General features: G+C 38.6%; 14 protein-coding genes and 1 riboswitch. Of the genes, 8 read left to right on the forward strand and 6 right to left on the reverse strand.

Translation table 11 applies throughout. The features are described from left to right. The first annotated feature begins 290 nt into the window (after nt 1-290). Entirely contained in the window at nt 291-1,568 is a 1,278-nt protein-coding gene (locus NYR60_RS04410; protein WP_279467921.1) for an NRAMP family divalent metal transporter, read from the forward strand. Between the two features lie 87 nt (nt 1,569-1,655). On the opposite strand, the gene rnt is transcribed toward NYR60_RS04410, so the two are convergent. Both rnt and gloA read right to left on the reverse strand, forming a co-directional pair. Then, nucleotides 1,656-2,312: a ribonuclease T gene (gene rnt / locus NYR60_RS04415; RefSeq protein WP_279467922.1), complete on the reverse strand. Its 657-nt coding sequence runs from the start codon at nt 2,310-2,312 to the stop codon at nt 1,656-1,658. Between the two features lie 136 nt (nt 2,313-2,448). Next, the gene (gloA, locus tag NYR60_RS04420; RefSeq protein ID WP_279467923.1) at nt 2,449-2,856 is read right to left on the reverse strand and encodes a lactoylglutathione lyase; all 408 of its coding nucleotides are present in this window, start codon (nt 2,854-2,856) and stop codon (nt 2,449-2,451) included. A 98-nt stretch (nt 2,857-2,954) separates the two neighbouring features. On the opposite strand from gloA, the gene NYR60_RS04425 reads away from it, so the two are divergent. The 3 genes from NYR60_RS04425 to NYR60_RS04435 are packed head-to-tail and all read left to right on the forward strand — an operon-like array spanning nt 2,955 to nt 6,723. Further along, the gene (locus NYR60_RS04425; protein ID WP_279467924.1) at nt 2,955-3,779 is read left to right on the forward strand and encodes a hypothetical protein; all 825 of its coding nucleotides are present in this window, start codon (nt 2,955-2,957) and stop codon (nt 3,777-3,779) included. After that, nucleotides 3,779-6,505, forward strand: a complete 2,727-nt coding sequence (locus tag NYR60_RS04430) for a YdbH family protein (protein ID WP_279467925.1) — start codon at nt 3,779-3,781, stop codon at nt 6,503-6,505. The genes NYR60_RS04425 and NYR60_RS04430 overlap by 1 nt, the downstream gene beginning before the upstream one ends. Beyond that, nucleotides 6,502-6,723 carry a YnbE family lipoprotein gene (locus tag NYR60_RS04435; RefSeq protein WP_279467926.1) on the forward strand — a complete coding sequence of 74 codons (222 nt, stop codon included), beginning with the start codon at nt 6,502-6,504 and terminating at the stop codon, nt 6,721-6,723. Before NYR60_RS04430 ends, NYR60_RS04435 begins: the two co-directional genes overlap by 4 nt. A gap of 37 nt (nt 6,724-6,760) precedes the next feature. Here NYR60_RS04435 and folK read toward each other — a convergent pair whose 3' ends face one another. The 4 genes from folK to thiB all read right to left on the reverse strand — a co-directional run bounded on the left by folK (nt 6,761) and on the right by thiB (nt 10,599). After that, nucleotides 6,761-7,231, reverse strand: a complete 471-nt coding sequence (gene folK / locus NYR60_RS04440; protein ID WP_279467927.1) for a 2-amino-4-hydroxy-6-hydroxymethyldihydropteridine diphosphokinase — start codon at nt 7,229-7,231, stop codon at nt 6,761-6,763. 70 nt (nt 7,232-7,301) lie between these two features. Continuing rightward, on the reverse strand, nt 7,302-8,834 hold the full coding sequence (gene pcnB, locus NYR60_RS04445) for a polynucleotide adenylyltransferase PcnB (RefSeq protein ID WP_279467928.1): 1,533 nt from the start codon (nt 8,832-8,834) through the stop codon (nt 7,302-7,304). Between the two features lie 122 nt (nt 8,835-8,956). Continuing rightward, entirely contained in the window at nt 8,957-9,406 is a 450-nt protein-coding gene (gene dksA / locus NYR60_RS04450; protein ID WP_279445955.1) for an RNA polymerase-binding protein DksA, read from the reverse strand. A 227-nt stretch (nt 9,407-9,633) separates the two neighbouring features. After that, nucleotides 9,634-10,599, reverse strand: a complete 966-nt coding sequence (gene thiB, locus NYR60_RS04455; RefSeq protein ID WP_279467929.1) for a thiamine ABC transporter substrate binding subunit — start codon at nt 10,597-10,599, stop codon at nt 9,634-9,636. Nucleotides 10,600-10,672: 73 nt separating this feature from the next. Then, nucleotides 10,673-10,766, reverse strand: a riboswitch (TPP riboswitch). Between the two features lie 274 nt (nt 10,767-11,040). Between thiB and NYR60_RS04460 the strand changes: the two genes are divergently transcribed. From NYR60_RS04460 to NYR60_RS04475, 4 genes are all read left to right on the forward strand, one after another. Continuing rightward, nucleotides 11,041-12,027: an amidohydrolase family protein gene (locus NYR60_RS04460; protein WP_279467930.1), complete on the forward strand. Its 987-nt coding sequence runs from the start codon at nt 11,041-11,043 to the stop codon at nt 12,025-12,027. 194 nt (nt 12,028-12,221) lie between these two features. Next, on the forward strand, nt 12,222-13,997 hold the full coding sequence (aspS, locus tag NYR60_RS04465) for an aspartate--tRNA ligase (RefSeq protein WP_279467931.1): 1,776 nt from the start codon (nt 12,222-12,224) through the stop codon (nt 13,995-13,997). A gap of 33 nt (nt 13,998-14,030) precedes the next feature. After that, nucleotides 14,031-14,468 carry a dihydroneopterin triphosphate diphosphatase gene (gene nudB / locus NYR60_RS04470; protein WP_279467932.1) on the forward strand — a complete coding sequence of 146 codons (438 nt, stop codon included), beginning with the start codon at nt 14,031-14,033 and terminating at the stop codon, nt 14,466-14,468. 214 nt (nt 14,469-14,682) lie between these two features. Continuing rightward, complete coding sequence (locus NYR60_RS04475; RefSeq protein WP_279467933.1) at nt 14,683-15,423, forward strand: YebC/PmpR family DNA-binding transcriptional regulator; 741 nt, start codon at nt 14,683-14,685, stop codon at nt 15,421-15,423. The last annotated feature ends 99 nt before the right edge of the window (nt 15,424-15,522 follow it).

The following is a 15,522-nucleotide window of genomic DNA, read 5'->3' on the forward strand; positions in this document are numbered from 1 at the left end:
AACAGCGTGAATCCTAACAGTTTCAATATATTCGAGCAATATCTCCGCAATTAGCACAAATTAATTAAAATTTATAAAATTCTATAAAAAAAATAAAAATCAGCATAACTCACTAAATACCTATAAAGTTTATATGATTATGCTTTAGCCGAAACATTTCAGCCTACAAAATTTTTATCATTTTTTTTACGAATTAAATTAATCATAAAAAAGTGATTGTTTCCATTAAGAATTTGAGCATACAATGTTTCAAAACGTATAGTATTTTTTACAATAAAGGGAAAGAAAAAATGACACAGACACAACAAATAGAACCAGCATCAAACTGGCAATCAAAGTTCAGAGCGATAGGACCGGGTATTTTAATGGCATCCGCTGCAGTAGGTGGCTCGCATATTGTTGCCTCAACGCAAGCCGGTGCAATTTATGGCTGGCAATTAGCATTAATTATTATTTTAGCGAATTTATTCAAATATCCATTTTTCCGCTTTGGGGCGCAATACACCTTAGGCTCTAATAAATCGTTATTGGAAGGCTATCAAGAAAAAGGCAAAATCTATTTATGGGTTTTCTTTATCCTGAATGTCATTGCAGCAATGATCAATACTGCCGCGGTAGGTATTGTAACAGCAGCTATTTTGAAATTTATCTTTTCAGCAGTAGGCGTGCAATTTGACTTAAGTATTCCGGTTGCGAGTACCATAATTATTGCGATCACTTGGGGTATTTTATTATTAGGTAAATATCGCTTCTTAGACTCGCTTTCTAAATTTATTATGATTGCACTGACGGTTTCCACGGTAACTGCAGTCGTGGTTGCCGCATCAAAAGGTGGTGTGCAAGTTGCACCTGATTTTATTGAGCCAAGTCCTTGGAATTTAGCTTCACTTGGTTTTATTGTAGCATTAATGGGTTGGATGCCGGCACCAATTGAGATTTCTGCAATCAACTCAATGTGGGTAGTGGCGAAACGCCGTCTCAATAAAGTAAGCTATGAAGACGGTATTTTTGATTTTAACGTCGGTTTTATCGGCACGGCAATTCTTGCCTTAGTGTTCTTAGCGTTAGGTGCATTAGTTCAATACGGTTCAGGCGAAGCGGTTGAACAGGCGGGTGTGAAATATATTGCACAATTAATTAAAATGTACGCTTTCGCTATCGGCGATTGGTCTAAATTATTGATCGCATTAATTGCTTTTATGTGTATGTTCGGCACAACCATTACTGTAATTGACGGTTACTCTCGAGCGAATAATGAGGCATTACGTTTATTGCTAAACAGAAAAGAAAGTTCTCCGACAAGCCTAAATATTTGGATGACGGTCACATCTGCTATCGGAATTCTGATTATTTCGGTATTTATGAGCGATGTAGCTAAAATGCTTTCTTTTGCGATGATTTGTTCATTTGTTTCAACACCAATTTTTGCCGCATTAAATCTTTCACTCGTATTGAAAGGTGAGCATAAAGTCAAAGGTGGCTTATTCTGGCTATCTATTGTCGGCTTAATTTATCTGACGGCTTTCACACTCTTATTTATAGCGTATGAGTTAGGTATGTTGTCTTAATCAAACAAGATAGAAATATACAAGCGGTCTATTTTCCTCACTTTTTACAAAAAACCAGGAAAATAGACCGCTTGTTTTTTAATCAAATTATGCATCTGATACGTTATCACTCACAAGCGGAAAACCACCGAGATCTTTTAAACGATTTACCATTGTACAGAATAATTCTGCGGTTTTTTCCGTATCATATAAAGCTGAGTGAGCTTGTTTACCGTCAAATGGAATTTTTGCCATTTGGCAGGCTTTGACTAATACGGTTTGTCCGTACATAAAACCAGCAAGTGTGGCGGTATCAAACATAGCAAACGGGTGAAACGGATCACGCTTCGCATTAATACGCTTCACCGCCGCTTGTACAAATGCCTGATCAAAGGTCGCATTATGTGCCACAATAACTGCACGCTGACAACCCTGATCTTTTAATGCTCTACGAACCATTTTAAACATTTCGGGAATCGCAATATTTTCCGGCACAGCACCTCGCAACGGGTTATCAATATCAATGCCGTTAAATTTAAGTGAATCCGGATTGATATTTGCCCCTTCAAACGGCTGAATATGAAAATGGCATTTTTGATCCGGTACTAAATAGCCGTTCTCATCCATTTTTACTGTGATAGCAGCCAGTTCTAACAAAGCATCGGTTTGTGCATTCAAGCCGGCGGTTTCCACATCAATAATTACCGGTAAATAACCACGAAAACGATTTTTTAATAAATTATAGTCTGTTACTTGTTCTGTCATTGTCTATTCATTACAGGTGTTTTACACCGACTTAAAGAAAAAGCGGTCTGATTTTAAAGAGAATTTGCAAATATCTCTCAAAATTTGACCGCTTGCACCATAAATTGCTGAAAAGCTATTTTTATGGCAAATAAAATTAATTACCTAATGCAGCCTGTGCATTTTTATTTTCGATAAACTCAATTTTATAACCGTCCGGATCTTCCGCAAAAGCGATGACCGTTGTACCACCTAAAACCGGACCCGGTTCACGCGTAATTTTAGCACCGGCAGCACGTAAACTTTCAATCGTTGAATAAATATCGTCAACGCCTAATGCAATATGACCGAATGCCGTACCTAACTCATAGCTTTCTACGCCCCAGTTATAAGTTAATTCGATTACCGCATTTTCGCTTTCATCCGCATAGCCCACAAATGCTAATGAATATTTATATTGAGGGTTTTCGCTGGTACGAAGCAAACGCATACCTAACACTTCAGTATAAAATTTGATTGAACGCTCTAAATCGCCCACACGTAACATAGTATGTAAAATTCGCATAGTTCATTCCTTATTTTAAGTTAAAAAATCTTCGCTATTATGGCATAATTTCAAACCAAAATCATTTTTCAATCTTATTTATCTATTACTTTTAATTTATGTCTCACGATCACGATTCCGAAAAAAAATATGATGTTGCCACACACGCACTTTTACCGATGGTATTAATGCTGTTTGTACAAATGTCACTTAATCACTATTTTGCACCACAAAATGCCATTTTTATCTCGCCGTATTTACTTGCTTTCTTTATTGCCAACCTCATTGTATTTTTTGTGTTATGGAAAGGGCAAATTTGTCCGGGACAAACAAGTAGATTGTTATTTGTATTAAAATTTTTTATGGTGTTTTCACTCGGTAATTTTATCTATTCTATCGGTTTCACACCAAAACATAATCCTATGGCACTTGCCGGTGTTGCCTCTTTAATGGTCGCAATTTTTTATTGGCTATTTAACGCCAGAGAAAAACCGATGAATACCTTAATTTATTGTGCTTTCGGTATTCTTGCGGTGGGAATGATTCAATATTTAGCGATTTATTGGGTTGAACTTCCGTCTTTATTTAATGGAGTTCGTGCCAATAATTTTGCTCAATTATTACTCGGTATTTTACTTGCCGGTTGGTATTTAATGCTGGCAAAAAGCCGTCTTGATGTTTTCTTTAAATTATTAGTACAGCTGGCGTTAATCGTCTTAGTGCTGAATTATCTCTGGAGTGCATTTGTACTTTATCAGCAATTACAAATTATGCCAGATATGGTGTTATTGCCTTATGAACTTTACTTTATTGTGCAATTTGTTATTTTTGCCTTACTCGCTTGGCTGTTACTCGGTAAAGACGAAAAACAAATTAAAAATCCACTTGGCTGGACATTAGCAACGCTCTTGGCGATGCTTTATCCGTTTACCAATATGATCTAATGCTAAAACGTAGCTTACTTGTTATCGGTACTTTTGTTGCACTGCTGATTATCAGCAGTGCAACCTTGCTTTCAGGTAAGCAACTTTCTACAGTTACCAACTGGTTTTTACCGGACGGTTGGCAAATTCAAACGCCTGCCGGCGGTATTCAAGCGAATTTAGAAAATGCAAATCTAGCAAAATTTTCTCTCACCTATCAAAATTGTCCTTTAATTACAGTCGATAATCTTGCTGTGCATTGGCATAGTAAAAATCGAGTTTCAATCGATAAAGCAACGCTGGATTATCAATGTTTAACTCAATTACCCGATTCTGATGAATCATCTACCTTCTCTCTTACGCCAATTTTAGCGTTGTTGCCCGAGGGTGAAGCGGAAATTAAAGCATTACATTGGTTGAATTTACCTAATGATTTGCATCCACGCTTAGCACAATTATTAAGCACACTGAGTTATAGCAAATTTGCATTTTTTCAGCAAAAATTGACCGCTTTAATCCGTCAACAAGCGATAGAATTAACGGCGGAATTTGATAATCAAACGCTTTCCGGTAATTTAAGTTATCAACCGAGTAAACAGGAAAAACACAATTTACTGTTTTCCGCCCACGTGAATCCGAAAGATTTGTTCGCCATTCCATCACAATTTGAAGGCGATTATCACTGGATTTTACCAAAAGAAATCATCGCAAATGAGGCTATTCGAGAAGGCAGTTCTCTACTCAGTTGGCAAACCGATAACCAAAATCACTTAATCGGTGATTGGGCTTTCGCTTCCGAAACCGCCCCGAAAAATCGCTTAAATTTTCCATTCCGTTTTGATTCACAAACTCTTGAAATTAAACAGGGTAAATTCTATTGGGATTGGCTGGAAGACTTCCCACTACAAGGTTTTATCAACGCAAAATTCACACCTAACAGTTTTGCGAATGGCGAGTATTATCCAATTAAAACCTACTTACGTTTTAACTTGTTATCGCAAAGTAAAAGTGCCGGTAAGGGAAATATCGTATTAGAAAGCCGTGACGGAGAATTACAAGCTGACAGCTTAAATATGCCGTTTCAAATTACCGGTAATGTGAAATATGACGATTTCATTTTGTACAGCTCATTACCAGTGGCATTTAGCGGCAAATTTGATCATTTAAATTTTAAATTTCAACCCAAATCGCTGTTACGTTTGGTGGGGAAACAACGTTTATTAACAATTAATGAATTACGTTTTCCGCTTGCCGGTATTCAGATTAACAAACACGGTGTAAATGGTCGCTTACATGCGGTATTCAAAGGTGAAAGCCCCGATTTTAAAAACATCAATCTGCATTTAGACGGTTTTGCCAAAAACTTTAAAATGGGTCAATTAGACTTTTTTGAAGACGTTACAGATAAAAATGCGGTACAAGATTTATGGCAATGGCGTGTATGGGGAGATACGAATATCCATACCATAGCGAGCAAACTCAAGATTAGCGGACAAGGAAATTGGCATAAAAATTTAGTACAACTCAATAAATTAAGTGGTGAATTAGGAAAAATTCATCAGCAAGGCGTTTATATTCCAAAAACGGAATTAAGTTTATTCAAACCGATTAAATTTGCTTATGAAAAGTGGAAACTTGACGGCGGTATCCAGCTAAAATCACCGGAAATACAATTTAGCTATGGTGGAAAAATTCCATTACCGTCTGCGAAATTACAAGTCAGCGGCGAGATTGAAAATTTGAATCTCAAAGGCGAACTACAAGCCCAACAAATTAAGCCACTTCGCTTATTTGCTCGCCGTAAACTAACTAAAACCGCAAGTGAGCTTATTGGGCGATTATATTGGCAAGAACAGCCGGCAAAAGTATTTCAACCACTCATTCCATTTCGCAAAAATTGGTTAATTACCGGTGGAACGGTACGAGGCGAAACCGCTTTTAGTGCTGGTGTAGAAAAAGGCATTATCGCCGGAGGGCATTTTGCCATTCGTAATGCTTCGCTTTCTATGCCGAATGGTGAAGCAAAAGCGATTGAATTTAATCTACCTTATCGCTTACAAGATAGTGAATTTGATTTTGGTTTAAAACAGCCTATCGACTTAAAAATCGGGCAATTAAATCTCGGCTTACCGATTGAAAATATTCATGTAAAAGTATTTGGACATTATCCTTATAGCCGTAAAAAGCCGTTAATCCTCAAACAACTTTCAATGAATTTACTAGACGGTGAGTTGAGTGTTGAGCAATTTGCTTTGCCTCAAACACAACTTGCTTATTTAAAATTAACAAAGATCGATTTCGAACGAATCCTTGAATTGGTGCAATACCAACAAATTGAGCTAAAAGGCAAAGCGGATGCGATCTTACCATTTTGGTTGGAAGGTAAACCTTGCTATGTATGTGATGGCTTACTTACTCAAGCGGTGCAATCCAATTTAAAAATTCAGCCCGAATTAATGAAAGCCATTTCAAAAAGTAGCGGTTACTCTGAGCAGCTCTTGCTTTATTTGCTGAATGATACGAGAATTACTGACTTACGTAGTTTGATTAATGTCGGTCCAACCGGAGAAATGGTGTTAGATGCGAAATTAAAAATGCAACTCAATCAGCAAGAAAAAGCCAAAATTAACTTTAATTACAACCATAAGGAAAATATTTTTAATCTTTGGCATATGATCAATTCAGGCTCTTATGTCGAGCAAAGTATTGAAAATACTATTTACCAGCAATTAGATAAAAGAAAATGAGAAAAAGCCTATTTTTTGCAGTTTTTTGCCTAAATTTGACCGCTTGTACGCCTAAAGTACAGCTTGAAACACCGGCAGAAGGGATTACGATTAATATGAATGTCGTGGTTGATCACCGTATTGATGTGAAATTTGACGAAAAATCCCGAGCAATATTGCAGACATCGGACAGTAAAGCGACTCAATCTGAGGCTGTAATCTCAAACCAAACAGAATAAAACATAAAAATGCACGGAATTTTCCGTGCATTATTTCTTAGAATATTATCATTTGATGCTGTTTAAATTGCTGGTAAATTTCCGCCAATTTTTGACCGCTTGGCAGTATTAAATCTGGATTAAGATCATACATCGGCACGATAACAAATTCGCGATTTTGCATTTCAATATGCGGAACGGTTAAACGCTCATTTTGAATCTGTTCATCGCCGTATAAAATAATATCCAAATCTAGCGTACGCTCTCCCCAACGACGAATCCGTACTCGCCCTTGTGCATTTTCAATACTTTGTAATTTATCCAACAATTCCAACGCTGTTAAATCGGTATCGAATTTTGCCACCGCATTCACATAATCCGGCTGATCTTGTGGTCCGACCGGCTTACTGCCATAAAATGGGCTAATTTCAAAATTGATTGCAAATGTTTTTAAAGATTCGACCGCTTGTTTAACTTGTGCCAGCGGATTATCTAAATTCGACCCTAAAGCGATATAGACTGTTTTCATAATGATTTCCGTTTCTACTTATTCTAACTAAAAGAAAAGGCACAAGCTCTCGCTTGCACCATCTTTCTATTTACTCTGCCGAGACTTTCTTCACCGGCTTTTTCTTTCTAAATGTTTTACGACGACGTTTTTTCTTTTCTTCGCCGGCAAAATTCGGCAAATTTCTGACCGCTTTCAACATTTCCGCACGTTGTGCGTCATTGCTAAATTGGTATTCGTGCCACCACGCTGAAAGCTCGACCAAGTCACCGCCTTCAATCTCAGCTCGCATCACTAATAAATCAAAACCGGCACGGAATTTTACGTGTTCCAGCGTCTGCTGCGGACGTTTGCCTGAACGTTTGGTCATTTGGAATTGTAACGCCCAAATGTCACGAATCACAGAGGTATGACGGCGATGTAATGCAATCGCTTTACAACTTTCATCCAATACATCATTAGCCGCTAACATCATTGCATCATGGCTGTTTAGACCACCTTCATTTTTTAGCACTTCCATTTTCTCACGTAATGGATACCAAAGTAATGCTGCAAATAAAAATGCAGGATTAACGCGTAAATTATCACGAATACGCTCATCCGTTGAGTTAAGTGCTTTACTTAGCATACGCTCTGCATTCGAATCATTGTGTTCGGTGAAAAAAGGCACAAGCACCAGGAATAACTGCTCGAATAATCCGTATTGACGCATCAGTTGATAGGTTTTAAAACCTTGTCCCGATTGCAACAATTTTAATGATTCATCAAACAAACGTGCCGCCGGAATATTTTTCAATAAATGGGCAAGTTCACGAATAGGGGCATCGCTCGGTTTATCCAAGAACATATCCAATTTCGCCATAAATCGAACTGCACGTAACATACGTACCGGATCTTCTTGATAACGCACCACCGGATCACCGATTAAGCGTAACTTACCGGCTTTCAAATCTGCAATACCATCAAAGAAATCGAAAATCAGATTATGCTTCGGATCATAATAAAGCGAGTTCACCGTGAAATCACGGCGTTGTGCGTCTTCACGTAATGTACCGTACACATTGTCACGTAACAGCATACCTTCTTCGCTCACTTTTGAGATCTTATCACTACTATGATTGCTATGATTCGCTCGGAAAGTTGCGACTTCATAAATATCACGTCCAAACACAATATGGGCTAAACGGAAACGGCGTCCGATTAAACGGCATTGACGACCAAAGACTTTTTGGATTTCTTCCGGTTTTGCATTGGTTGCCACATCAAAATCTTTGGGTTTATGCCCAAGTAATAAATCTCGAATACAACCACCAACCACATACGCTTCAAAACCGGCACGTTGTAATTTTTCAACGATTGCTAACGCATTTTTAGGAAAATCTTTCGGCGTAATATCATAATGACCACCACTTACTGTAAATTTTTTATGCAGTAAATGAGAAGGAATATCTGAATTTTTTTTAGATTTTTGAGAAGAACGCTGAGGCTGCTCACTCAATATTGGAGCAGAACGCTTGGATTTTGTTTGAGATTCTACCGCTTTAACACGTTTTTCCGATTTTACTTCAGACAAATTTTGTTCTGTAAGCGGTTGTTTTTTTCCTTTTTTTTGTCGAGAAAACAACGACTTAATATAGTTAAAAATAATCCACCCCTAGTAAATTAAAATAAATAGCCATGTAAAATAAAAATAATGGACAATGCGAGATTGTCCATTATTATACCACTATTTACTTTTTAATTAGCTTATAGGCCCATTTGTTTTTCACGGATTTCAGCGAGTGTTTTACAATCGATACACATATCCGCTGTCGGGCGAGCTTCTAAACGGCGTAAGCCGATTTCTACGCCACATGTTTCACAATAACCGTATTCATCTTCCGAAATACTATTTAATGTTTGCTCAATTTTCTTGAGTAATTTACGTTCACGATCACGATTTCTTAACTCAAGGCTAAATTCCTCTTCCTGAGTAGCACGATCGGCAGGGTCCGCAAAGTTTGCTACTTCTTCCTGCATTTGATTTTTGGTACGCTCAGCTTCGTCCATAATTTGAACATGCCATGCACGAAGAATTTTACGAAAATGCTCTTTCTGAGCATCATTCATATACTCTTCATCTTTTTTCGGTTGGTAAGGTGTTACGCCCGCTAAAGCTAATAAACCTAATGAAGTGGTGTTTGCCACTTGAGCCATAATTTCACTCCTTGTTGGATAGCACATTCCCCAATTTAGTATAAAAGTGTCATAAAAATATTTGGGACGAATTTTAAAAGGGCGTATAAATAACAAATGTCGCCCTATTTGGCAATGAATATTTGCAAAAATTTTTGCAATTTTTACCGCTTAGCAGACAATGAAAACGGCTAAAGATTCCTTTAGCCGTTAAATTTTACTCAAATTATTTTTACTTCTTCTTTATTTTATTGCCAGCTTTTCGACCAAGTTGCTAACCAACTTTTAATCGTTTCAGCATTCGGCATCGTAAATGCTAAATTTTTATACTCCGGCATTGCTTTAAAAGCAGGATCAGCTACCGTATCCACTAGCGGTTTCATCACATTATGGTAAGAAATTACTTTTTGTGCTTCCGGCTGTTGTAAGAAAGCAAGGAATTTAGTCGCTAATTCTTTTTGCTTACTCGTATTTAATATCGCAGCTACTTCTGTTTGGACTAAATGCCCTTCGGCAAATTGTGCTGCCACATATTTATCGGTTTTATCGTGCCATTGATGATAAAGCGGAGAAGTCGAATAGCTCAATACTAAATCCGATTCACCTTTTAAAAACGCACTATACGTTTCCGACCAACCTTTGCCAACAGTTACCGTATGTTTCGCTAAAGTTTTCCACGCCTGTTCAGCTTGTTCACCATATACCGTGTTTAGCCAAAATAATAACCCTCGTCCAACAGTACTGGTACGGGGATCTTGATAAATGACTTTTAAATCTTGACGTTCAACCAGTTCTTTTAATGATGTCGGCGGACTTGCTAATTTCTGTTTGTCATAAATAAAAGCATACTCACTATAATCATACGGATAAAATGTTTTATTTTGCCAATTTAATGTGCCTGTCGTTAAACCATGCGGAACAAACAAACCGGTTTTTTCCGCTTCTGCCATTGTGAAATTATCAATGCCTAGCATTACATCCGCTTTGGTTTTCTTGCCTTCTAAACGAATACGATTCAACATCGTAATTCCGTCTTCAAACGGCATAAATTTCACATCACATTGACATTGCTGTTCAAACAACGGTTCTAATTTTGGTGCAGCTCCCCAATCCGAGGCAAATGAATCATAAGTATAAACGGTTAATGCCTGTTGTTGAGCATAAGCGGTGGCGGTGAAAAATGCTGATAACACAGCAAGTTTGGTCAGTTTCATGAATTGTCCTTCTAATTTTACGGAATATAGAAGGATTTGAGTAAATCTTACTTTACTTCTGTTGTAAGAAATCAGAAAAAAGCGTCTCAAATCCCTACGCTGATACTAATCAGATCAGGTTCTATGGGTAATTTCTCAGCTTTTGTAAAGCACCCCAATGAGAACGTGTTAATTGTAAGGTATGCGTAAATATAATGCAAACACCATAAGCAAACGTTTGCCTTTTTAAGAAGAAATGACTATACTACAATCCTAGTGCCAAGAAAGGACCTAGATAAATTCATATGCAAAACCTTACAACATACTTAAACACTCATTTAGCCAAACATCATGTCACTATGGTGTTTGGCTCTTTTTTTGGCATTTCAAAATTTCATTGATCTCTTATAGAGATCTTTTTTTTGTCTAAAAATCAGCAGTCGTAAAGAGGAATAATTTAAAATGAGCCAGTTAATTCGTACACTTAAAAGCCATATCCGTGACGAAATTATTAAAAAAGGCGGTTGGGTAAATGCTCACGCTCATGCAGACCGTGCATTCACAATGACACCGGAAAAAATTACCATTTACCAAAATGCCAACCTCCAACAAAAATGGGATTTAGTGGACGAAGTAAAACGTAACTCAACCGTTGATGACTATTATCGTCGCTTTTCACAAGCGATTGAATTAATGATTTCACAAGGGGTAACCGCATTCGGTACATTTGTCGATATTGATGGTGTATGTGAAGATCGTGCCATTATCGCCGCTCATAAAGCACGCGAAGTATATAAAAGTGACATTACCCTAAAATTTGCTAATCAAACCTTAAAAGGTGTTATTGAGCCTAATGCAAAAAAATGGTTTGATATCGGTTCTGAAATGGTAGATATGATTGGTGGCTTGCCATACCGTGACGAATTAGATTTCGGCAAAGGCTTGGAAGCAATGGATATTTTGATGGATAAAGCCAAATCACTCGGCAAGATGTTGCATGTACACGTGGACCAATTTAATACCCCGAAAGAAAAAGAAACTGAACAATTGTGTGACAAAGCAATCGAGCACGGTATGCAAGGTCGAGTGGTCGCAATCCATGGTATTTCTATTGGCGCACATCCGAAAGAATATCGTAAAATGCTCTACCAAAAAATGCGTGACTCGCAAATGATGGTAATTGCTTGCCCAATGGCGTGGATTGATAGCGGTCGTAAAGAAGATTTACAGCCATTCCACAATGCACTGACACCTGCAGACGAATTAATCCCAGAAGGTATTACCGTAGCAATCGGTACCGATAACATTTGTGACTATATGGTACCGTTATGCGAAGGAGATATGTGGCAAGAACTTAGCTTATTATCTGCCGGCTGCCGTTTTACTAACTTAGAAGAAATGGCAAATATCGCCTCAATTAATGGCAGAAAAGTTTTAGGTTTACTCTAATTTCCGACTATTCACGCATATTTATGCTGATTTAGTACTAACAAGCGGTCAAATTTGCAAAAAAATCTGTAAATTCGACCGCTTGTTTCTTTTCCTCTCTCCAATTTCCAGCAATTTTCCGCTATAATCCCAAAGATTTTTTCTCCGCATTTAGCAAAGCGGAAAACCTCTTTTTAATAATTAAGGATATTTTTATGATGCGTTCTCATTATTGCGGTGCTTTAAACCGCTCGCACGTTGGTCAAACCGTCACATTAAGCGGTTGGGTACATCGTGTGCGTAACCTCGGTCGTTTTATTTTTATGCAAATTCGTGACCGTGAAGGTATCGTGCAAGTTTTCTTTGACGAAAAAGACGAAGCGATTTTCAAAATCGCTTCAAGCCTACGTTCAGAAGCGTGCGTACAAATTCAAGGTGAAGTGATTGCACGTGACGAATCGCAAATCAACAAAGAGATGGCGACCGGTGAAATCGAAGTGTTAGTAAAAAATGTGATTGTATATAACAACTCGGAAGTTTTACCGCTCGATTTCAACCAAAACAATACGGAAGAACAACGTTTAAAATATCGTTATCTTGATTTACGCCGTCCGGAAATGGCGGAAAAACTCAAAACACGTGCGAAAATCACCAGCTTTGTACGTCGCTATATGGACGACAACGGTTTCCTTGATATCGAAACGCCGATGCTAACCAAAGCAACACCGGAAGGCGCACGTGACTACTTAGTACCAAGCCGTGTACACAACGGTAAATTCTACGCCCTACCACAATCACCTCAACTTTTCAAACAGTTGCTAATGATGTCGGGTTTTGACCGTTACTACCAAATCGTAAAATGTTTCCGTGACGAAGATTTACGTGCTGATCGTCAGCCGGAATTTACTCAAATCGATGTGGAAACCTCATTCTTAACCGCTGAAGAAGTACGCGAATTAATGGAAAATATGATTCACGGCTTATGGTTGGACCGCTTAAATGTCGATTTAGGCAAATTCCCAATTATGACGTGGCAAGAAGCGATGCAACGTTTCGGTTCGGACAAACCGGATTTACGTAATCCGTTAGAATTAGTGGACGTGGCAGACATTTTAAAAGACGTTGAGTTTAAAGTATTTAACGAGCCGGCAAATTCAGCGGACGGTCGTGTAACCGTGCTTCGTGTACCGAACGGTGCAACGCTTACTCGTAAACAAATTGACGAATATACCCAATTTGTCGGTATTTACGGTGCAAAAGGCTTAGCATGGGCGAAAATCAATGATGTGAATGCCGGTATGGAAGGCATCCAAAGCCCGGTAGCCAAATTCTTAAACGAAGAGGTTTTCAAAGCATTAATTGAGCGTACCAACGCAACCAGCGGCGACATCCTATTCTTCGGTGCGGATAAATGGCAAGTGGTTACTGACTCAATGGGGGCTTTACGTCTGAAAGTTGGTCGTGATTTAGAGCTAACCGATTTAACCGCTTGGAAACCGCTTTGGGTGATTGATTTCCCTATGTTTGAAAAAGATAGTGAAGGCAACCTTTCAGCAATGCACCATCCGTTCACTTCTCCGAAAGGTTTAACACCGGAAGAATTAGCAGCAAACCCTGTTAACGCAGTTGCAAATGCTTACGATATGGTGATCAACGGCTACGAAGTGGGCGGTGGTTCAGTACGTATTTACGATCCGAAAATGCAACAAACCGTATTCAATATCCTCGGCATTAACGAACAAGATCAACAGGAAAAATTCGGTTTCTTATTAGACGCATTAAAATTCGGTACGCCACCGCACGCAGGTCTTGCATTCGGTTTAGACCGTTTAACTATGCTTATTACCGGTACGGAAAATATCCGCGATGTGATTGCATTCCCGAAAACTACCGCAGCAGCATGTTTAATGACCGAAGCACCAAGTTTTGCAAATCCGCAAGCATTGGAAGAGTTAGGTATTGCAGTCGTGAAAAAAGAGAAGGCGGAATAAGACAAGCGGTCAAAAATCGCTTATTTTTTGCTGATGAAATACAAAAATCCTAACTCCGTTTTAGTTGTGATTTATGCACAAAATTCGGGCAAGGTCTTAATGCTACAACGCCAAGACGATCCCGAATTTTGGCAGTCGGTGACCGGTTCGCTTGAACCGAATGAACAGCCGTTTGAAACGGCGATTCGTGAAGTGAAAGAAGAAATTGGCATTGATATTTTAGCGGAAAAACTTACGCTAACGGATTGCAACGAGTCGGTAGAATTTGAGATTTTTCCGCATTTTCGGTATAAATACGCACCTGATGTCACGCACTGCTCGGAACATTGGTTTTTACTTGCCTTAAAACAAGAACGACAACCGATATTAAATGAACATTTAGCGTTTAAATGGGTAAGCGTTGAAGAATCCATCCGGCTAACGAAATCCCCGAATAATGCAGCAGCGATTGCAAAATATTTAAAGAAATAACCACTCTCTCCTCTTGTGAGAGACAGTCTGTGAAGCGTATAGCGAGCAGACAGAGAGAGGGGGAAAACTAGCGGTCTAAATTCGTAAATTTCTTACAAAAATTAACCGCATCCCCTCTCCCTGATTTCCGCCTCTAAACGAGGCTTCAATCTTTCCCTCTCCCACAAGGGGCGAGGGCAAATTTTCACAAATCAAATATAAAGGAAACAACAGAATGGCAGGTCATAGTAAGTGGGCTAACATTAAACACCGTAAAGCGGCACAAGATGCACAACGCGGTAAAATTTTTACTAAATTAATTCGTGAATTAGTTACTGCAGCAAAAATCGGCGGCGGTGATGTTTCTGCAAACCCTCGTTTACGTTCTGCAGTAGATAAAGCGTTATCAAACAATATGACTCGTGATACGATCAATCGTGCAATTGAACGTGGTGTAGGCGGTGGCGATGACACCAATATGGAAACCAAAATCTATGAAGGTTACGGCCCGGGTGGTACAGCGGTAATGGTTGAATGTTTAAGTGATAACGCAAACCGTACTATTTCACAAGTTCGTCCAAGTTTTACTAAATGTGGCGGTAACTTAGGTACTGAAGGTTCTGTTGGTTACTTATTCAGCAAAAAAGGTTTAATTTTAATTGCTTCAGGCGATGAAGACGCTTTAACCGAAGCAGCTATCGAAGCGGGTGCAGACGATATTCAAGCACAAGAAGACGGCTCATTCGAAATCTATACTGCTTGGGAAGATTTAGGTAGCGTACGTGATGGTATTGAAGCCGCAGGCTTTAAAATTCAAGAAGCGGAAGTAACAATGATCCCATCAACAACTGTTGAATTGGATGCGGAAACTGCACCGAAATTACTTGATTTAATTAACCGCCTTGAAGATTGTGATGACGTACAAAACGTATACCACAACGGTGAAATCAGTGACGAAGTTGCTGCATTACTCTAATAGTTAAAGTTGATAAGTCAGCCGAATCGGTTGGCTTATTTTTTAGCTATTATCGGAACTAATTTAAGCATGAAACACTCTAAGAAATACGTTTAAAAA

The organism is Actinobacillus genomosp. 2, assembly GCF_029773605.1.
In the GTDB taxonomy this organism is placed as follows: domain Bacteria; phylum Pseudomonadota; class Gammaproteobacteria; order Enterobacterales; family Pasteurellaceae; genus Actinobacillus.